This window comes from Plantactinospora sp. WMMB782 (genome assembly GCF_049179135.1).
GTDB lineage: Bacteria > Actinomycetota > Actinomycetes > Mycobacteriales > Micromonosporaceae > Plantactinospora.
This window is the reverse complement of record NZ_JBMHMC010000007.1, coordinates 7,740,225-7,758,983: the sequence shown is the minus strand read 5'-3', so window position 1 is coordinate 7,758,983 and position 18,759 is coordinate 7,740,225. Positions and strand designations below refer to the sequence as shown.

The 18,759-nt window shown below is 72.8% G+C and carries 16 protein-coding genes and 1 pseudogene; 13 read left to right on the top strand and 4 right to left on the bottom strand.

Annotated features, from left to right (window positions below; all coding sequences use genetic code 11):
- Window positions 1-13 precede the first annotated feature (13 nt).
- The 10 genes and pseudogenes from ACN28A_RS36545 to ACN28A_RS36500 all read left to right on the top strand — a co-directional run bounded on the left by ACN28A_RS36545 (window position 14) and on the right by ACN28A_RS36500 (window position 10,790).
- A complete protein-coding gene (locus ACN28A_RS36545) occupies window positions 14-1,222 on the top strand; it encodes a PQQ-binding-like beta-propeller repeat protein (RefSeq protein ID WP_421403372.1) in 1,209 nt (402 codons plus the stop codon).
- Window positions 1,223-1,325: 103 nt separating this feature from the next.
- Window positions 1,326-2,333, top strand: a complete 1,008-nt coding sequence (argC, locus tag ACN28A_RS36540; RefSeq protein WP_421403370.1) for an N-acetyl-gamma-glutamyl-phosphate reductase — start codon at window positions 1,326-1,328, stop codon at window positions 2,331-2,333.
- 43 nt (window positions 2,334-2,376) lie between these two features.
- Window positions 2,377-3,549 carry a bifunctional glutamate N-acetyltransferase/amino-acid acetyltransferase ArgJ gene (gene argJ / locus ACN28A_RS36535; protein ID WP_421403368.1) on the top strand — a complete coding sequence of 391 codons (1,173 nt, stop codon included), beginning with the start codon at window positions 2,377-2,379 and terminating at the stop codon, window positions 3,547-3,549.
- A gap of 172 nt (window positions 3,550-3,721) precedes the next feature.
- Window positions 3,722-4,627 carry an acetylglutamate kinase gene (argB, locus tag ACN28A_RS36530; RefSeq protein WP_421403367.1) on the top strand — a complete coding sequence of 302 codons (906 nt, stop codon included), beginning with the start codon at window positions 3,722-3,724 and terminating at the stop codon, window positions 4,625-4,627.
- A 17-nt stretch (window positions 4,628-4,644) separates the two neighbouring features.
- Window positions 4,645-5,932: pseudogene (locus ACN28A_RS36525) on the top strand (acetylornithine transaminase); the annotation flags it as partial.
- Window positions 5,910-6,926 (top strand): ornithine carbamoyltransferase, encoded by a 1,017-nt coding sequence (gene argF, locus ACN28A_RS36520; RefSeq protein WP_421403365.1) that lies wholly within the window; start codon window positions 5,910-5,912, stop codon window positions 6,924-6,926. The pseudogene ACN28A_RS36525 and the gene argF, both read left to right, overlap by 23 nt.
- Window positions 6,923-7,438 (top strand): arginine repressor, encoded by a 516-nt coding sequence (locus ACN28A_RS36515; protein ID WP_421404836.1) that lies wholly within the window; start codon window positions 6,923-6,925, stop codon window positions 7,436-7,438. Before argF ends, ACN28A_RS36515 begins: the two co-directional genes overlap by 4 nt.
- Window positions 7,435-8,646 carry an argininosuccinate synthase gene (locus ACN28A_RS36510; protein ID WP_421403363.1) on the top strand — a complete coding sequence of 404 codons (1,212 nt, stop codon included), beginning with the start codon at window positions 7,435-7,437 and terminating at the stop codon, window positions 8,644-8,646. Before ACN28A_RS36515 ends, ACN28A_RS36510 begins: the two co-directional genes overlap by 4 nt.
- Window positions 8,647-8,719: 73 nt before the next feature.
- Entirely contained in the window at window positions 8,720-10,186 is a 1,467-nt protein-coding gene (gene argH / locus ACN28A_RS36505; protein WP_421404834.1) for an argininosuccinate lyase, read from the top strand.
- 109 nt (window positions 10,187-10,295) lie between these two features.
- On the top strand, window positions 10,296-10,790 hold the full coding sequence (locus ACN28A_RS36500) for a PH domain-containing protein (RefSeq protein ID WP_421403361.1): 495 nt from the start codon (window positions 10,296-10,298) through the stop codon (window positions 10,788-10,790).
- 45 nt (window positions 10,791-10,835) lie between these two features.
- On the opposite strand, the gene ACN28A_RS36495 is transcribed toward ACN28A_RS36500, so the two are convergent.
- Window positions 10,836-11,288 (bottom strand): hypothetical protein, encoded by a 453-nt coding sequence (locus ACN28A_RS36495; protein WP_421403360.1) that lies wholly within the window; start codon window positions 11,286-11,288, stop codon window positions 10,836-10,838.
- Window positions 11,285-11,455 (bottom strand): hypothetical protein, encoded by a 171-nt coding sequence (locus ACN28A_RS36490; protein ID WP_421403358.1) that lies wholly within the window; start codon window positions 11,453-11,455, stop codon window positions 11,285-11,287. The genes ACN28A_RS36495 and ACN28A_RS36490 overlap by 4 nt, the downstream gene beginning before the upstream one ends.
- Before the next feature lie 192 nt (window positions 11,456-11,647).
- Between ACN28A_RS36490 and ACN28A_RS36485 the strand changes: the two genes are divergently transcribed.
- Both ACN28A_RS36485 and ACN28A_RS36480 read left to right on the top strand, forming a co-directional pair.
- Window positions 11,648-12,280, top strand: a complete 633-nt coding sequence (locus ACN28A_RS36485; RefSeq protein ID WP_421403356.1) for a DNA-3-methyladenine glycosylase — start codon at window positions 11,648-11,650, stop codon at window positions 12,278-12,280.
- Between the two features lie 111 nt (window positions 12,281-12,391).
- The gene (locus tag ACN28A_RS36480; RefSeq protein WP_421403354.1) at window positions 12,392-13,336 is read left to right on the top strand and encodes a sulfotransferase domain-containing protein; all 945 of its coding nucleotides are present in this window, start codon (window positions 12,392-12,394) and stop codon (window positions 13,334-13,336) included.
- A 131-nt stretch (window positions 13,337-13,467) separates the two neighbouring features.
- On the opposite strand, the gene ACN28A_RS36475 is transcribed toward ACN28A_RS36480, so the two are convergent.
- On the bottom strand, window positions 13,468-15,699 hold the full coding sequence (locus ACN28A_RS36475) for a discoidin domain-containing protein (RefSeq protein WP_421403352.1): 2,232 nt from the start codon (window positions 15,697-15,699) through the stop codon (window positions 13,468-13,470).
- 266 nt (window positions 15,700-15,965) lie between these two features.
- Window positions 15,966-17,168, bottom strand: a complete 1,203-nt coding sequence (locus ACN28A_RS36470) for an ROK family transcriptional regulator (RefSeq protein WP_421403350.1) — start codon at window positions 17,166-17,168, stop codon at window positions 15,966-15,968.
- 250 nt (window positions 17,169-17,418) lie between these two features.
- On the opposite strand from ACN28A_RS36470, the gene ACN28A_RS36465 reads away from it, so the two are divergent.
- Window positions 17,419-18,720 carry an ABC transporter substrate-binding protein gene (locus ACN28A_RS36465; protein ID WP_421403348.1) on the top strand — a complete coding sequence of 434 codons (1,302 nt, stop codon included), beginning with the start codon at window positions 17,419-17,421 and terminating at the stop codon, window positions 18,718-18,720.
- The last annotated feature ends 39 nt before the right edge of the window (window positions 18,721-18,759 follow it).

Genomic DNA, 18,759 nt, shown 5'->3' with positions numbered 1-18,759 from the left:
GTGGAGAGCCGGGATGGCGGTACTCATCGACCTCGGCACCGGCCGCGGCCTGCCGGAGACCGATCCGTCGCCCTCGCCGGGGTCTCGACGGATCTCGGCGCGCTGGCTGTCGGGGCTGCTCTCCGGTCTGCTGCTGTTCGCCGGGGTCACCGCCGCCGCGCCGCCGACCGGGGCATTGCGGCCGGCGGGTGATCTCGACCTGCCGGCCGGGAGCACCTACTTCGTCGCCGACGACCTGCTGCTGGTCGCCACCGCGCCGACCGGCCGGGCCGGCACCTCCGACGCGGACGACCTTGCGGGGACGCTCAGCGCGTACGCACTGCCCGGTGGCCAGCGGCGGTGGACGGTACCTGTCGACACGGCCGGCCGGCACTACGCGGAGCGGGCCGGCGACGTACTGCTGGTCGCCGAGGTCGACTCGGTCGGCCGCCGTACGGTGACCGTGGCCCGGTCGGGCCGGACGGGTGCGTTGCGCTGGAGCCGGCCGGGCCGGGTCATCCGGGTCGCCGGCAGTGGACTCGGGCTCGGGGTCTCCGAGGTGCGCAGCGTCTCCGGCGCGGGTCGCCGGCTGGAGGGCGCGGTCGAGGCGGTGGAGTTGGCCACCGGGCGGGTCCGGTGGCGGTTGCCGCTGGCGTCCACCGCCGTGGTGCAGCCGGTGCCCGGCGAGCCTGCCCGGGTGCTCGTGGTGCACGACGACGTCAGGGCGGGGGTGTACGACCTCGGCACGGGCGCGCCGGTCGGTGCCGGTGAGCTGCCGCCGGCCGACTACGCACAGAGCAATCCCCGGGTGGTCGGTGGCCGGTTGGTGTTGCGGCACCCGGCGGGGCGGGATCCGGCGGTCAGCGGGTACGACCTGCCGGGGCTCACCCGGCGATGGACCCGGCCGGGTGCGGGGACCGGCGAGGTCGTGCGGGATTGCGCGGGCCTGGCCTGCCTGGACGGCGGGTCGCGGGTGGTGGCCCTGGATCCGGCGACCGGGGAGCAGCGGTGGAGCCGGCTGCGGCCCCGGGGCTGGAACTCGATCGTCTGGTCCCCGGACCTGTTGATCCGGCCGGACGCGCACCAGGGCCGGTCGCTGCTGGCGGTGGCCGACGGTGCGACGCTGCGGATTCTCGGTGTCCTGCCGCCCGGGGTGGTGGACTGCCGGGCCGGCGCGGCCGTCGTGGTCTGTCGGACCGCTCCGGACCGGCTCGGCGTGTGGCGGCTGGCCGGACCGGATTGACTCCTGTGCATGCTTCGAAAGATCATTCATTCCGTCGCATAGACTTGCAGCCGCCGCCGGACAGCTGCTAGCGTGCTCTCTGCATAGAAATGCGGAGGTGAGCATGGGGATTCGAGTCGCGGTCGCCGGTGCGAGTGGGTACGCGGGCGGCGAACTGCTCCGGTTGATCGCCGGGCACCCCGAACTCGATCTCGTCGCCGCCACCGCGCACAGCCAGGCCGGTCAGCCCGTCGCCGCCGTACACCCGCAGCTCACCGGGCTCGACCTGGTGTTCGGCCGGACCGAACCGGCGGCCCTGGCCGACGCGGACCTGGTCTTCCTGGCCCTGCCGCACGGCGAGTCGGCGGCGCTGGCCGCGGCCCTGCCCGACGGCCTGCGCCTGGTCGACCTGGGCGCCGACCACCGGCTCGCCGATGCCGCCGCCTGGACCCGCTACTACGGCGGCAGCCACGCCGGCGCCTGGACCTACGGGCTGCCGGAACTGCCCGGCCAGCGGGCGGCGATCGCCGCCGCCACCCGGGTCGCCGCCACCGGCTGCTACGCGGTCGCCACGATCCTGGCCCTCGCTCCGCTGATCGCCGCCGGGGTGGCCGCCCCGGACGACGTGGTGGTGGTGGCCGCCTCCGGCACCTCCGGCGCCGGCCGGTCCGCCAAGCCGCACCTGCTGGGCAGCGAGGTGATGGGCGACCTCTCGCCCTACAAGGTCGGCGCGCACCAGCACGTGCCGGAGATCAAGCAGGCCAGCGGCGCGACCGGACTCTCCTTCACCCCGGTGCTGGCGCCGATGCCGCGCGGCATCCTGGCCACCGTCACCGCGCTGCCCGTCGGGGACAGCCCGGCCGACCCGCGTGCGGTGCTGGAGCGGGCGTACGCGGACGCGCCGTTCGTGCACCTGCTGCCGGAGGGGCAGTGGCCGCACACCGCCGCCACGCTCGGCGGCAACTCCTGCCATCTACAGGCCACCGTCGACGTCGACTCCGGCCGGCTGATCGTGCTCAGCGCCATCGACAACCTCGGCAAGGGCGCCGCCGGGCAGGCGGTGCAGTGCGCCAACCTGATGCTCGGGCTGCCGGAGACCGCCGGCCTGTCCGGGTACGGGGTGGCGCCGTGACCGGGACCGTGCCGGCGGCACGCCGGAGGAGAGGGAGGGACGCATGAGCGTCACCGCACCCCGTGGATTCCGCGCGGCCGGCGTGGCCGCCGGACTCAAGAGCAGTGGTGACCCGGACGTCGCGCTCGTGGTCAACGACGGGCCGGACATCGCGGCGGCCGGCGTCTTCACCGCCAACCGGATCAAGGCGGCGCCGGTGCTCTGGAGCCAGCAGGTGCTCGGCGGCGGCCTGGTCCGGGCCGTGGTGCTCAACTCCGGTGGCGCCAACGCCTGCACCGGGGCGCCCGGTTTCCAGGACACCCACGCCACCGCCGAACACACCGCCGCCACACTCGGCGGCGCGGCCGGCGGGCCGGCGGTCGGTGCCGGCGAGGTGGCGATCTGCTCGACCGGGCTGATCGGCGAACGGCTGCCGATGGACCGGCTGCTGCCGGGCGTGGCCGCGGCGGTGGCCGGGCTGACCACCGACGGCGGAGCCGCGGCGGCCGAGGCGATCATGACCACCGACACCCGGCCGAAGACGACTGTGGTCGACGGCGCCGGCTGGACCGTCGGCGGGATGGCCAAGGGCTCCGGGATGCTCGCGCCCGCGCTGGCCACCATGCTCTGCGTGGTCACCACCGACGCGGTCGCCGGGCCGGCCATGCTCGACGAGGCGCTCCGGGAAGCCTGCCGGGTCAGCCTCGAACGGGTCGACTCGGACGGGTGCCTCTCCACCAACGACACCGTGCTGCTGCTGGCCAGCGGCGCCTCCGGGATCGCACCCGGCCAGGCCGAGCTGACCGCCGCGGTCACCGCCGCCTGCCGGGACCTCGCCCGGCAACTGGTGGCCGACGCCGAGGGTGCCAGCAAGGAGGTCGCGATCGAGGTGGTCGGCGCGGCCGGCGAGGACGACGCCGTCGAGGTCGGCCGGGCGGTCGCCCGGAACAACCTGGTCAAGACCGCCCTGTTCGGCAACGACCCGAACTGGGGCCGGATCCTGGCCGCCGTCGGCACCACCGCCGCCGCCTTCGAACCGGACGGCGTCGACGTGGCGGTCAACGGCGTCTGGGTCTGCCGCTCCGGGGCCGCCGCCGAGGACCGCAGCAAGGTCGACCTCACCGGCCGGCAGGTGACGATCCGGATCGACCTGCACGCCGGCCCGGCCGAGGCCACCGTCTGGACCAACGACCTGTCGCACGCCTATGTGCACGAGAACTCGGCGTACTCGACATGAGCGCGAGGAACGCAGCGCAGCGGAGTCCCGCAGTCGCGAACGGAAGCGGGCGGGTGAGCGCGAGGAACGCAGCGCAGCGGAGTCCCGCAGTCGCGAACGGAAGCGGGCGCGTGAGCGCGAGGAACGCAGCGCAGCGGAGTCCCGCAGTCGCGAACGGAACGCGGGTACGGCCGTGATGCTGACCCGGGACCTGACCGAGGCGCAGCGCAAGGCGGCCACCCTCATCGAGGCGCTGCCCTGGCTGGCCCGTTTCTCCGGCGCCACGGTGGTGGTGAAGTACGGCGGCAACGCCATGGTCGACCCGGAGTTGCAGCGGGCGTTCGCCGCCGACATGGTCTTCATGCGCTACGCCGGGTTGAAGCCGGTGGTGGTGCACGGCGGCGGGCCGCAGATCTCCGCCATGCTGCGCCGGCTCGGCATCAGCAGCGAGTTCAAGGGCGGGCTGCGGGTCACCACTCCGGAGGCGATGGACGTGGTCCGGATGGTGCTGGTCGGCCAGGTCGGGCGGGAACTCGTGGGCCTGATCAACGAGTACGGCCCGTTCGCGGTCGGCCTCTCCGGCGAGGACGCCCGGCTCTTCACCGCGGTACGCCGCCCGGCGTACGTGGACGGCGAACCGGTCGACATCGGCCAGGTCGGCGACGTGGACGAGGTGGACGTCTCGGCGGTCGCCGACCTGATCTCGGCCGGCCGGATCCCGGTGATCTCCACCGTGGCGCCGGACGCCGACGGGGTGCTGCACAACCTCAACGCCGACACCGCCGCCGCCGCGCTGGCGGTCGCGCTGGACGCCCGCAAGCTGGTGGTGCTCACCGACGTACCCGGGCTCTACGCCGACTGGCCGGACACCGACAGCCTGGTCTCGGAGATCAGCACCGGTCAGCTCGCCGAGCTGCTGCCGAAGCTGGAGTCCGGGATGGTGCCGAAGATGGAGGCCTGCCTGCGGGCCGTCCGTGGCGGGGTGCCGGCGGCGCACGTGGTGGACGGGCGGGTGGCGCACTCGACCCTGCTCGAAGTTTTCACGTCGGAAGGATTCGGCACGATGGTGGTACCCGAGCCCGGGGCGGTCCGGTCATGACGACGAACCAGCCCGCCATGACGACGAACCGGCCCGTCACGACGACGAACCTGGTCGACCGCTGGACGCAGTCCATGATGGACAACTACGGCACCCCGCAGCTCGCGCTGGTCCGCGGCAGCGGCGCGGTGGTGGTCGACGAGGCCGGCCGGGAGTACGTCGACCTGGTCGGCGGGATCGCGGTGAACGCGCTCGGGCACGCCCACCCGGCGGTGGTCGCGGCGGTCTCCCGGCAGGTCGCCACCCTCGGGCACGTCTCCAACCTCTTCGTCGCCGAGCCGCCGGTGGCGCTCGCCGAGCTGCTGCTGGCCCTGGCCGGCCGCCCCGGTCGGGTCTTCTTCGCCAACTCCGGCGCCGAGGCGAACGAGGCGGCCTTCAAGCTCTCCCGGCTCACCGGCCGCAGTCACGTGGTCGCCACCGACGGCGGCTTCCACGGCCGGACGATGGGCGCGCTGGCGCTCACCGGCCAGCCGGCCAAGGCCGACCCGTTCCGCCCACTGCCCGGCGAGGTGACCCACGTCCCGTACGGTGACGTCGAGGCGCTGGCCGCGGCGGTCACCGACGAGACCGCGATGGTGATCCTGGAGCCGATCCAGGGCGAGAACGGCGTCGTCGTGCCGCCACCCGGCTATCTCGCCGCCGCCCGCCGGATCACCGCCGAGCGCGGTGCGCTGCTGGCGCTGGACGAGGTGCAGACCGGGATCGGGCGTACCGGGCACTGGTTCGCGCACCAGGCCGACGGGATCGAGCCGGACCTGGTCACCCTGGCCAAGGGGCTCGGCGGCGGGCTGCCGATCGGCGCCTGCCTGGCCTTCGGCGGTGCCGCCGAACTGCTCCGGCCGGGCGCCCACGGCACCACCTTCGGCGGCAACCCGGTCAGCTGCGCCGCCGCCCTCGCCGTCATCTCCACGATCGCCAACGAGGGGCTGCTGGACCACGTGAAGCGGGTCGGTGAGCGGATCCGGCGCGGCGTGGAGGCGCTGGACCATCCGCTTGTGGCGCAGGTGCGCGGCGCCGGGCTGCTGCTCGGCATCGTGCTGCGGGCGCCGGCCGCCGCCGCGACCGCCGGGGTACTGCGGGACGCCGGGTTCCTCACCAACCCGGTGCAGCCGGCGACGATCCGGCTCGCCCCGCCGCTGATCCTCGGCCTGGACCAGGCCGACGCCTTCCTCGCCGCCCTTTCGGCGGCCCTGGACGCGGCGGCCCCGGCAGCTCCGGAAGCCCCGGCGGCGTCGGAGGCGCCGGCTCCGGCCGTCGTCGAGCAGACCCGGGGCGGGCACTGATGCCCCGGCACCTCCTGCGCGACGACGACCTCAGCCCGGCCGAGCAGTCGGCGGTACTGGACCTCGCCACCCGGCTGAAGGCGGACCGCCACGCGCTGCGCCCGCTGGCCGGCCCCCGGGCGGTGGCGGTGCTCTTCGACAAGCCGAGCCTGCGCACCCGGCTCTCCTTCGACGTCGGCATCGCCGAACTGGGCGGGCACCCGATCGTGGTGGACACCCAGGTCACGCACTTCGGCCGGGGCGAGTCGGTGGCCGACGCAGCCCGGGTCCTCTCCCGGTACGTCGCCGCGATCGTGCTGCGTACCTACGGCGACGACCGGCTGGCCCAGCTCGCCGAGGGCGCCGGGGTGCCGGTGGTGAACGGGCTGACCGACGGCTTCCACCCCTGCCAGCTCCTCGCCGACCTGCTCACCGTCCGGGAGCGTTGCGGCGGCACCGCCGGCCGTACCCTGGCGTACCTCGGGGACGCGGCGAACAACATGGCGCACTCGTACCTGCTCGGCGGGGCGACCGCCGGGATGCACGTCCGGGTCGCCGGGCCGGCCGGCCACGAACCCGACCCGGCCGTGCTGGACCGGGCGGCCCGGATCGCCGCCGGCACCGGCGGTTCGGTACGCGTGCTGCGCGACCCGGTCGAGGCGGTGGCCGGGGCGGACGTGGTGGCCACCGACACCTGGACCTCGATGGGACAGGAGGGCGACGGCCGGGACCGGGTCACCGCGTTCCAGCCGTACCAGGTCGGTTCGACCCTGCTGGCCGGCGCCGCCCCGGAGGTCGTGGTGCTGCACTGCCTGCCGGCGCACCGGGGCGAGGAGATCACCGACGAGGTGCTCGACGGGCCGCACAGCGCGGTCTTCGACCAGGCGGAGAACCGGCTGCACGCCCAGAAGGCGCTGCTGGCCTGGCTGCTGGAGCGGCACGCCGAGGAGCTGGCCGCCGGGGCGGCGACGGCGGAGCCCGCTGCCGAGCCCTCGGCGGCCTCGGTCATCGCGTCCGTGGTCGGCGAGTCGGCATGACCGGACCGCTGACCCGGGCCGCCCGGCACGCCCGGATCGTCGACCTGATCCGGGACCGGGAGGTCCGCTCGCAGACCGAGCTGGCCGACCTGCTCGCCGCCGGCGGGGTGCAGGTCACCCAGGCCACCCTCTCCCGGGACCTGGACGAACTCGGCGCGGTCAAGGTGCGCGGCGGCGACGGGCCGGCCGTCTATCTCATCCCGGAGGACGGCAAGCGGCCGCTGCGCGACGCCGAGTCGGCACCGACCAGGCTGATCCGGCTACTCCGCGAACTGCTCAACGGGGTCGACGCGAGCGGCAACATCGCCGTGCTGCGCACCCCACCCGGTGCCGCCCAGTACCTGGCCAGTGCGCTGGACCGGGCGGGGCTGCCGGAGGTCGTCGGCACCATCGCCGGCGACGACACCATTCTCGTCGTGGCCCGCGAGGCCACCGGTGGCGCGGCGCTGGGGGAGAAGCTCTCCGCCTGGGCGGCCCGGGAAGAACATGTCGAAGGGAGCACCACACCATGAGCGAGCGCGTTGTTCTGGCGTACTCCGGGGGGCTGGACACCTCGGTCGCCATTCCCTACCTTGCCGAACAGACCGGCGCCGAGGTGGTCGCGGTGGCGATCGACGTCGGGCAGGGCGGCGAGGACATGGCCGTGATCCGCCAGCGGGCGCTGGACTGCGGCGCCGCCGAGTCGGTGGTGGTGGACGCCCGCGAGGAGTTCGCGGCCGACTACTGCATCCCGGCGATGCGGGCCAACGCGCTCTACATGGACCGGTACCCGCTGGTCTCGGCGCTGTCCCGGCCGCTGATCGTAAAGCACCTGGCCGAGGCGGCGAAGTACTACGGCGGCACGATCGTGTCGCACGGCTGCACCGGCAAGGGCAACGACCAGGTCCGGTTCGAGGCCGGGCTGGGCGCCCTGGCCCCCGACCTCAAGGTGGTCGCACCGGCCCGGGACTTCGCCTGGACCCGGGACAAGGCGATCGGGTACGCCGAGGAGAAGGGGCTGCCGATCGACGTCACGCACAAGTCGCCGTACTCGATCGACCAGAACCTCTGGGGGCGGGCCGTGGAGACCGGGTTCCTGGAGGACATCTGGAACCCGCCGGTCGAGGACCTCTACGCGTACACCGCCGACCCGGCCGAGCCGCGCGACCAGGACAGCGTCGTGATCACGTTCGACGCCGGGGTGCCGGTGGCGATCGACGGCGAGACGGTCACCCCGTACCAGGCGATCCTGGAGTTGAACCGGCGGGCCGGGGCCCAGGGCGTGGGCCGGCTGGACATGGTCGAGGACCGGCTGGTCGGGATCAAGAGCCGCGAGGTGTACGAGGCGCCGGGCGCGATCGCGCTGATCACCGCCCACCAGGAGCTGGAGGCGGTCACCGTGGAGCGGGACGTGGCCCGGTTCAAGAAGGGTGTCGACCAGCGCTGGGGCGAACTGGTCTACGACGGTCTCTGGTTCTCGCCGCTCAGGCACGCGCTGGACGCCTTCATCGACGACACCCAGAAGTACGTCTCCGGCGAGGTGCGGCTGGCCCTGCACGGCGGCCGGGCCGTGGTGACCGGCCGGCGCTCCGAGGCCAGCCTCTACGACTTCGGCCTGGCCACCTACGACACCGGTGACACCTTCGACCAGTCCCTCGCCAAGGGCTTCGTGCAGCTCTGGGGCCTGCCGAGCAAGCTGGCGGCGGCCCGGGACGCCCGGTTGGGCAGCTCCGAAAGGTGACAGCGAGTGCGAGGAGTGAGCGAGCGCAGCGAGTGAGCCCCGCAGTCACGAGCGAAAGGCCGGTTCAGCAATGATTGTCGGCGTGGACGACAAGAGCCTGACCGAGAACAGCGCCGGCACCAACCGTACGAGCCTGTGGGGTGGCCGGTTCGCCGGCGGCCCCGCCGAGGCGTTGGCCCGGCTGTCGGTAAGCGTCCAGTTCGACTGGCGGCTCGCCCCGTACGACCTGGCCGGCTCCCGGGCGCACGCCCGGGTGCTGGCCGCCGCCGGCCTGCTCGACCCGGACGAGTTGGGCCGAATGCTGGCCGCGCTGGACGACCTGGAGGCGGCGGTGCTGACCGGCACCTTCCGGCCGACGGTCGAGGACGAGGACGTGCACACCGCGCTCGAACGCGGCCTGCTGGAACGCCTCGGTACGCTCGGCGGCAAGCTGCGCGCCGGCCGGTCCCGCAACGACCAGGTCGCCACCGACCTGCGGCTCTATCTGCGCGACCACGCCCGGGGGCTGGCCGCCCGGATCGTCGGGCTGGCCGACGCGCTCGTCGAGCAGGCGGCCCGGAACGTGGATACCCCGGCACCGGGGATGACCCACGTGCAGCACGCCCAGCCGGTCACCTTCGGGCACTGGCTGCTGGCACACGTGCACCCGCTGCTGCGCGACCTGGAGCGGCTGCGCGACTGGGACCACCGGGCGGCGGTCAGCCCGCTCGGCGCGGGTGCGCTGGCCGGCTCCGGGCTGCCGCTGGACCCGGTGGCGGTCTCCAAGGAGCTGGGTTTCCGCACCTCGTTCGCCAACTCGATGGACGCGGTCGCCGACCGGGACTTCGTGGCCGAGTTCCTCTTCGTCACCGCGCTGCTCGGGGTGCACCTGTCCCGGATCGGCGAGGAGGTGGTGATGTGGACCTCGCAGGAGTTCGGCTGGGTGGAGCTGGACGACTCGTTCGCCACCGGTTCGTCGATCATGCCGCAGAAGAAGAACGCCGACGTCGCCGAGCTGGCCCGGGGCAAGTCCGGCCGGCTGATCGGCGGGCTGGTCACCGTGCTGACCATGCTCAAGGGGCTGCCGATGGCGTACGACCGGGACATGCAGGAGGACAAGGAGCCGGCGTTCGACGCGATCGACACCCTGGACCTGGTGCTGCCGGCGCTGGCCGGGATGGTCTCCACCATGACGGTCCGGGTCGACCGGCTCGCCGCCGCCGCCCCGGTCGGCTTCTCGCTGGCCACCGAGGTGGCCGACTGGCTGGTCCGCCGGGGCGTGCCGTTCCGGGAGGCGCACGAGGTGACCGGCCGGTTGGTGGCGCTCTGCGCGGCCCGCGAGTGCGAGCTGGACGAGGTCTCCGACTCCGACCTGCGGCTGGTGAGCGAGCACCTCGACCCCGGGGTCCGGGACGTCCTCTCGGTGCGGTCCGCGCTGGCCGCCCGGACGACTCCCGGTTCGACCGGCCCGGGTCCGGTCGCCGACCAGCTCGTCTCCGTCGGTGACCAGCTCGACGGCTGGCGGGAGTGGTCCACCGAGCAGGTGCTGCCGCGCGGCTGACCGGATGGAGCCGGTCCGTTCGGCTTCTGGCGGAGCGCTCCGGACGTCGATAACCTTCGTTCCGGGCGCTCCGCCGGGGGTACGGATGACGAACGGGTGGTGAAACGCGTTGCGGCCGCTGCCGGCGACCTACCGGATGCCGAAGGACATGATCGGCTATTTCGTCGTACTGACGGTCTTCGTGATGCTGCCCGTCGGTTTCGCCGCGCTCGGCACCGGCCTGCCCGGTTGGCTTTCGGCGTTGATCCTGTTCGGCACCCTCGGTCTGCTGCTCGGGGTGGGTCTGCGGGTGTCCCGGATGGGAACGGTGGTGGAGGCCGACGGGATGATCCGGCGGGGTTTCCTCGGCGACCGGCGGTATGCCTGGTCCGACATCCGCGACTTCTACCTGCACGACAACCGGGGCGTCACCCGGGTCGGCCCGTTCGACGTCACCTCCCGGTACGTGGTGGCGGTCTACGACCACCAGCACCAGCGGCGGCGCAGGACGCTGTTCTTCCTCGACGAGCGGGCCTTCCCGGGGCCGGAGCGGTTCCTGGTGGAACTCCAGGAGATCATCCAGCTCTGGGAGCAGCGTCGGGGACAGCCCCGGGCCACCGTCTGACCGGCTCCGACGCCGTCGACGCCTCCGGCCACGGTGCCCGGGTGGCTACCGGCGGCTGCGCTGCTCGTGCTGCTCGCCGCCGGGGCGCTCCGGTGGTGGCTCGTTCCCGGGGGCCGGGTCGCCGTCGACGTCCGCCGACCGTCGGCCGGGGCCCTGCCGGGTGCGTTGTCGGGGCGCGGTCCGCCGTGCCGAGCCGTTGCGCCCGGCGGTACGGCTGCCGGAGCCCGGCGGGCCGGCCCCGTTCCCGCTCTCGTCGCCCGGACAGGGCAGCGCGGAGACCCGGACCAGGGCGTCCAGGTGGCCGAGCGGACTGCCGTCCTGGGCGAGTCGCTGGCCGCTGATCCAGACCCACTGGTTGTCGTAGTACGTCGACAGGTCGAGGCGGACGAACTCGACCCTGAGCCGGAGGCGATGGCAGCCGTACCGCCAGTCCTCCTTGGCCAGTTCGAGCACGGTGCCCGGAGGCACGTTCGGTGACGGGGCGGGCGCGGCGCTCACCGGAACCGCCGGGCCGGGGTGTTGCGGCGTACGCCGACGCTGGTGCAGGCCGGGCAGCTCAGGCCGCCGCCGCAGACGGCACACCAGCGGCGGGACGTTCGATAGGTACACAGGCCGGCGACGAAACCCAACGCCATCCCGGCCAGTCCTGCCGCGGTGACATACATGATGGGTCCTCCAATTCGGCGACTGAAAGTTACCTTTGCGTCGCCCATCGCAGGCTGCAAGGCCGGAGTCCGAGATCCCGAGCGAGTGAGCAATTGAGCGTCATGAATCATCGTCGGCCCCGTCACCTGGGCTGCCGGGCCGCCGGTCACCCCGCCCGGCGTCCGGCCGGCCTCCCGTGATGTCCTTGCCGGATGACGACGGTCGACGACTTCGCGGCCCTGCTGGCCGGTCCGGTGGTGCCGGCGGCGCGTGGCCTGCTCGGCGCGACCCTCTCGGCGAACGGCGTCACCGTCCGGCTCACCGAGGTCGAGGCGTACGCCGGCAGTGGCGGCGACCCGGCCTCGCACGCGCACCGGGGGCGTACCCCGCGCAACGCGGTGATGTTCGGGCCGGCCGGGCACGCCTACGCGTACTTCACCTACGGGATGCACTGGTGCGTGAACGTGGTCACCGGATCGGACGGGGAGGCGTCCGCGGTACTGCTCCGGGCCGGTGAGGTGGTCGACGGTCTGGCGGCGGCCCGGAGCCGGCGTACCGCCGTACGCCGGGACGTGGATCTGGCGCGCGGTCCCGCCCGGCTCTGTGCGGCGCTCGCCCTGGACCGCGCCGTCTACGGCCGCTACCTGCTCGGCGACGGTCCGGTACGGCTCCGCCCGCCGGCCGTGCCGGTGCCGCCGGAGTCGGTTGCCGCCGGTCCCCGGGTCGGCGTGACCGGCGCGCACGACGTGCCGTGGCGGTTCTGGATCGCCGGTGACCCGACGGTCAGCGACTACCGCCGGCACGTGCCGCGGCGGGCGGCCAAGAGGTCGACGGCGGGTCGGTGACCGTAGCCGTCCCGTCACGCGGTGCTCTACATTCGGTACCGTCAATCACCGGTCGGGCGCGCCGGGCCGGTGCCCGGGGCGCCTCCGGCCCAGGGGACCGAGCGTGGGGAGATGGCCGTGCCACAGCCGACAGCTCTGTACCAGAACGTTCTGATGGACAGCACCCGCTGGCACGACTTCCCCTTCCGGGACGGGGACATAGTCATCTCCACGCCACCGAAGTGCGGCACGACGTGGACGCAGATGATCTGCGCACTACTGATCTTCCAGTCGACGGACTTCCCGCAGCCGCTGGACGTGATGTCGCCCTGGCCCGACCTGTTGACCCGCCGGCACGAGGACAACCTCGCCGTGGTGGCCGCGCAGCCGCACCGCCGGTTTCTCAAGACCCACGTCCCGTTGGACGGCCTGCCCTACCTCGACCAGGTCGAGTACGTCTGTGTCGGGCGTGATCCCCGGGACGCGGCGATCTCCTGGGACAACCACATCGAGAACACCGACTTCGAGGTGCTGATGGGACGCCGGGTGGCGGCGGTCGGCACCGACGGGCTGGCCGGACCGGGCCCGGACGGCGTGCCGGAGCGTCCCGCCGGGCTGCCCGACCCGCTCGCCTCGGCCCACGACCGGTTCTGGGCCTGGATCGACAACTACGATGTACTCGTCGGCCTGGCCGCGATGGTGCACCACCTCGACACCTTCTGGCGGGCCCGGCACCTGCCGAACGTCACCCTGCTGCACTACGACGGGATGCTGGCGGATCTCGACGGCACGATGCGGCAACTCGCCGACCGGTTCGGCATCGAGGTCGCCGAGGAGAGCTGGCCCGACCTGGTCCGGGCGGCCCGGTTCGACCAGATGCGCGGCCGGTCCCGGGAGCTGACTCCGGACCAGGGCATCTGGCACGACCCGACCAGGTTCTTCCACCGGGGCGAGACCGGGCAGTGGCGGGAGCTGCTGGACGCCGACGGCGAGCGGCGCTACCGGGACCGGGTCCTGGGCCTCGGTGTCGACCCCGACCTGGTGCGCTGGATCCACCAGGGCGCACCGCTGGCCTGACCGGCTCCGCGCACCCGGGCCCGCGTCGTGTCGCACGGCGACGACGCGGGCCCGGCGGTACCGGCCGACGGCCCGGCTCCGGCGGCAGGTGCGCTCCGGAACAGGGCCGTCGGCGTGGCAGGGGTGCCGGCTTACGGGAAGTTGTTCAGGTACTGCACCTGGTTGGCGGTGTTGGCGGTGCCGCCGGAGTTGTTGATGATCCGGTTGATCGTGCCGACGCCGCCGAGCGAGACCGTCACCATGTTGTGGAACCGGACGCCCGAGGTGACCGGCACCTCGAAGGAGCGTTCGTTCACCACCGACGGGTTGACGTTGAAGTAGCAGTAGCTGCCCAGCCCCCACGCCTCGTGACTGGTCACCGAGTCGGCCACCTTGTACGCCGGATAGCCCCGGGTCGACCCGTTCATGAAGGCCGCCTGGTTCGGCGGGTCGTACGGCTTCTCGTTCTGGAAGAAGTACGTCCGCCCGCCGTTGCCGTTCCAGATGACCTCGGTCTTCTGGTAGTGCTCCACGAAGAGGCCGTACATGGTGACGTTGTTGCCGTTGACCACCAGCCCGGTGTCGGCGGTGTTGACGTTCCAGCCGTAGGTGCCGGGGTCGCCGTGGTCGGCCCGCCACAGCCACATGTGGTCGCCGATCACGTTGTGGCTGTTGATCCGCAGGCTGGTGGTGGCCTTGCCGGGCACCGCGCCGCCGATCCGGAAGAAGACGTCGTGCAGCGAGGTCGGGTTGCCGGCGTGGCTGGCGGAGGAGCCGGCCGGGCCGACCTCCATCAGCACGGACGAGTTGGTGGCACCGGCCTCGAACATGAGGCCGGCGACCTTCACCCCGTCCACGTCCGCCACCGTCATCGCGGTGATGCCGTTCTGCGGCTCGATGGTGGCCAGGCCGAGACCGAGCACCACGGTGTCCGGCCGGGTGACCCGGATCGTCTCGGTGGTCCGGTAGAGACCCGGGGTGAAGAGCAGGTGCCTGCCCTGGGCGAGTGCGGCGTTGATTGTCGCCGCGCTGGTGCCGGGGCGGACCACGAAGAACTGGCTCAGCGAGATCGACGAGCCGGCCGGGGTCTTGTTGTACCAGCTGGTGCCCTGGCTGTTGGTGCGCAGTGCCGGCACGAAGACCCGGTACTCGCCGCTGCCGTCGACGTAGAGGAACGGCTTCTCCCGGACCACCGGGGTCTGCCCGACGACGGTGTGCGACGGGTTGGGGAAGTGCGGTGCCGGTGCTCCGGTCACCCCGGTGAAGACCATGTTCCAGACCGAGCCGTTCCAGCTGCCGAACTCGCTGTTGCGGGAGTACCACTGCTGCTGCGAGCCGGAGACGACCATCCCGTCGATCTTCGTGTCGGCCATCAGGCCGCCGCTGGCCCAGCCGTCGCCGCCGTTCCAGAGCTGGATCTGGTTGCCGGCGCCGCGCAGGTGCATCCGCCGGTACGGCGCCGCCTGGGAGACCGCCCAGCGTTCCACGATCGTCCCGGCGGGCAGCGTGACGGAGAGGTTCTCGGCGGCCCGCCAGAAGTTCTGGGTGGCGTTGCCGCCGAACCAGAACGCCTCGGCCCGGACGTGCCCGTTCAGGTTCACGTCGTCGGGTGACATACCGAGGCCGGCGACCTGGGTGAAGAAGCCGAGGTTGACGTCGGCGGTGTAGCTGCCGGGCTTGAACAGCACCGCGTACCGCCGGGGGGCGAACTGGGCGGTCTCCTGCTCGGTGAAGAGCGAGTTGAGCCGGTTCTGGATGGTGGCGGTCGGGGTGGACGGGTCGAAGACGAAGGTGTTCGGCCCGAGGTTCGGGTTGCGCGGGTCGGTCGGCTCGACCGGGGGATCGCCGGGGTTGCCGCCGCCGAACTCGCCGACCACCTCGAACTCCCAGAGAGAGTACCCGTATCCGGTGCCCCGGGCGGTGCCGTACATCCGGACGTAGCGGCCGGTGCCGGAGACGTTCAGCGTCTGGGTGCCGCCGGTGCCGGTGGTCGTGCTGTAGACGCTGTTCCAGCTGCTGCCGTTCGCCGAGACCTGGATCTGGAACGCCCGGCCGTGGGCGGCCTCCCAGCGCAGTACCACCTGGCTGATCGTGGCGCTCGCGCCGAGGTCGACCTGGAGCCACTGTGGATCGCTGAACGCGCTGGACCAGCGGGTGCCGGTGTTCCCGTCGACCGCGGCGGACGCGGTGAAGGCGCCGCCCTCGGTGGAGGAGGCGGTGGCCGGCCGGCCCTGCGAGATCAGCGCCGGTGCGGCGCTCGCCGCCGGGGTCGGCCCGGCGATCGGGGTGAGCGCCACCAGCAGGGTGGCCGCGAGTATCCCGGCGAGTCGCCGGGACCGTCGTCGGGCGGGATGGGACCGGGGGAGAAAACGATGAAAAATCATGACCCTGCCTGTCCGTGCGGGGGTGTCCGGCGTCGTCGACCGGTGGGCTGTGGACATCGGAGAGCGCTCTCGGAGGATCACGAGTGTTGCGCCCGTGTTCCGGTCACGTCAAGACATCAATTTATTACGACGTAATTTATCCCGAATGCCGGAACACGCGGAGCCGCCGGACCACGCGGAGCTCGCCGGGCCGTCTCGGGATAGGCCGGATCACATGCGACCGCCCGACCGCGCACCACCCACAGCGCTGGTCTCCGGTACCCGGATCAGTCGCGGATGCCGCCGGCGGCGAGTAGCCGGGCGACCGGCAGGGTGGCGGCACCGAGCGCCACCGCGTCCACCCCGAGCTGACCCAGCTCGATGGTGGCCTGCTGGAACGGCTGGTGCAGCGCCTGCCCGGCCGCCGCTTCCCGGATCGCCGGCAGCAGGTGCGCGCCGAGCGCCGTGCCGGCCCAGCCGCCCAGCACCACCCGTTCCGGATTGAACAGGTTGATCAGGTTCGCCACCCCGGCGCCGAGGTAGCCGGCCGTCTCGGCCAGCACCCGGCGGGCGGTCGCCGAACGTTCCGCCGCCTCGATCAACGCCCCGAGCTTCGACTCCTCGTCGGCACCGGGTACGGCCTGCCCGCGCCGGGCCTCCCGGTAGCGGTCGAGCACGCCCTCCGCCCCGACGTACGCCTCCAGGCAGCCCCGGGCGCCGCACCGGCAGGGCCGGCCGTCGTACACCAGGGTGGTGTGGCCCCACTCGCCGGCGCTGCTGGAGATGCCCCGGTACATCACCCCGTTCGTCACCACCGCCGCGCCGACCCCGGAGCCGACGAGCGCGAAGACGGCGTGCCGGCTGCCCCGCCCGGCCCCGAACCACATCTCGGCCTGGCCGAGGGTCTTCGCGCCGTTGTCGACGTGCACCGGCAGGTCGACCTCGTCCCGGACCAGCCGCTCGAGCGGTACGCCGTGCCAGCCGAGGGTCTGGGCGTGCACGATCGCTTCGCCGCCCTGCACCACCACCCCGGAGACGCCGATGCCGACGCCGAGGATCTCCGACCGGGCCGCCCCGGCCGACCGGGTGACCGCGTCCAGCCCGGCAACGATGTGCCGGACCACGGCGCCCGGCTCCGGCCCGGCCGCGTCCAGCGGATAGTCGGCGCTGGCCAGCATGGTCATCGCCAGGTCGAACAGTTCCACCCGGATCCGGGTCTCCCCGACGTCGACCCCGGCGACCAAGGCGTAGCGCGGGGCGACCCGGAGCATCATGCTCGGCCGGCCGCCGTCGGAACCCACCGCGCCGGCCTCGACCACCAGGCCGGCGCCGATCAGGTCGCCGACCACGTTGCTCACGGCGGGCTGGCTCAGCCCGGTGGAGCGGGCGAGGTCCTGCCGGGTCAGCGGGCCTTCGAGGAACAGCTTCGACAGCAGGGCGGACCGGTTGCGCTGTCGCACGATCCGGTTCGTCGTCCGTTCCAGGTCCACCCACCACCTCGATAAACCCGGGTTCGCCGGGGATCACTGTACGGCTCGTCCTTGACGGCCGAGCCACCACACACTTTAATAACGGCGTAAATTAAGCCTTGATGGAACCCCCTTCGGTGGCATCCGCTCCATCGGCCGCCGACGGTGCTCGTGCCGGTACCGCCCCCACCACCCCGGCCGCCTGTCGACCCCGCCCCGGCGTTCCCGCCGGCGGGACGCGAGGCCGCCGGCCGACGCAGAAGGGCAAGTCGTGTCCAGACGACACCTCGCCATGGCTGTCGCGGCCCTGTTGACGACCGCCTCCCTCGCCGCCTGCGGCGACTCGGGCGGCTCCTCCTCCGGCGACGCCAAGACGCTCACCTACTGGGCCAGCAACCAGGGCGCCAGCATCGAGTTCGACAAGCAGACCCTCCAGCCCGAGCTGGACAAGTTCGAGCAGCAGACCGGGATCAAGGTCAGCCTGGAGGTCGTACCCTGGTCCGACCTGCTCAACCGGCTGCTCGCCGCCGCCACCTCCGGCAAGGGTCCGGACGTGGTGAACATCGGCAACACCTGGTCGGCCTCGTTGCAGGCCACCAACGCGCTGGTCCCGTTCGACGACGCGACCCTGGCCGAGGTGGGCGGCAAGGACCGGTTCGTGCCGGCCGCGCTGGCCGCCGCCGGTGCCCCCGGCAAGCCGCCGGCCGCCGTACCGCTCTACAGCCTGGCGTACGCGCTCTACTACAACAAGAAGATGTTCTCCGACGCCGGCATCACCGCCCCGCCCACCACCTGGGAGGAGTTGGTGGAGACCGGAAAGAAGCTCACCAAGGCCGGCCAGTGGGGGCTGGCGGTGGAGGGCGCGAACCCGGCGGAGAATTCCCACCACGCCTTCACCTTCGGCCAGCAGTGGGGCGGTGAGTGGTTCGACCAGGCCGGCAAGCCGACCTTCGACACCCCGCAGAACGTCGCCGCCGTCAAGCGGTACATCGACCTGATGGCGGCCGACAAGATCGTCAACCCGAGCAACGCCGAGTACGCCCAGAACCAGTCCGTCGCGGACTTCGCCAACCGCAAGGCGGCGATGCTGCTCTGGCAGGCGGCCGGGTCGAACTTCAAGGCCCAGGGGATGAGCCCGGAGGAGTGGGGCATCGCGCCGGTGCCGTTCCCGGCCGTCACCCCGCCGGGCGGCAAGAAGGTCAACAGCATGGTGGCCGGCATCAACATGGCCATCTTCAAGCACACCGAGAACCGCGACGGTGCGCTCCAGTTCGTCAAGTTCATGACCAGCGACGCGGAACAGGTGATCCTCAACAAGACCTACGGCTCGCTGCCGTCGGTCAAGACGGCGAGCGCCGACCCGGCCTTCCAGGCCCCGGAGCAGAAGGTCCTCGGCGAGGTGCTCGGCACCACCGCCGCGCCGCTGCCGCAGGTGCCGGAGGAGAGCCAGTTCGAGACCCTGGTCGGCACCGCCATGAAGGAACTCTTCGCCGACGCCGCCAGCGGTAAGTCGATCACCGAGGCGGCGGTGCAGGAGAAGCTCGGCGTGGCGCAACAGAAGATGGGCAGCTGAGCCGCGACGCCGACGGTTGACCGTGGAGGGGGACCGCCG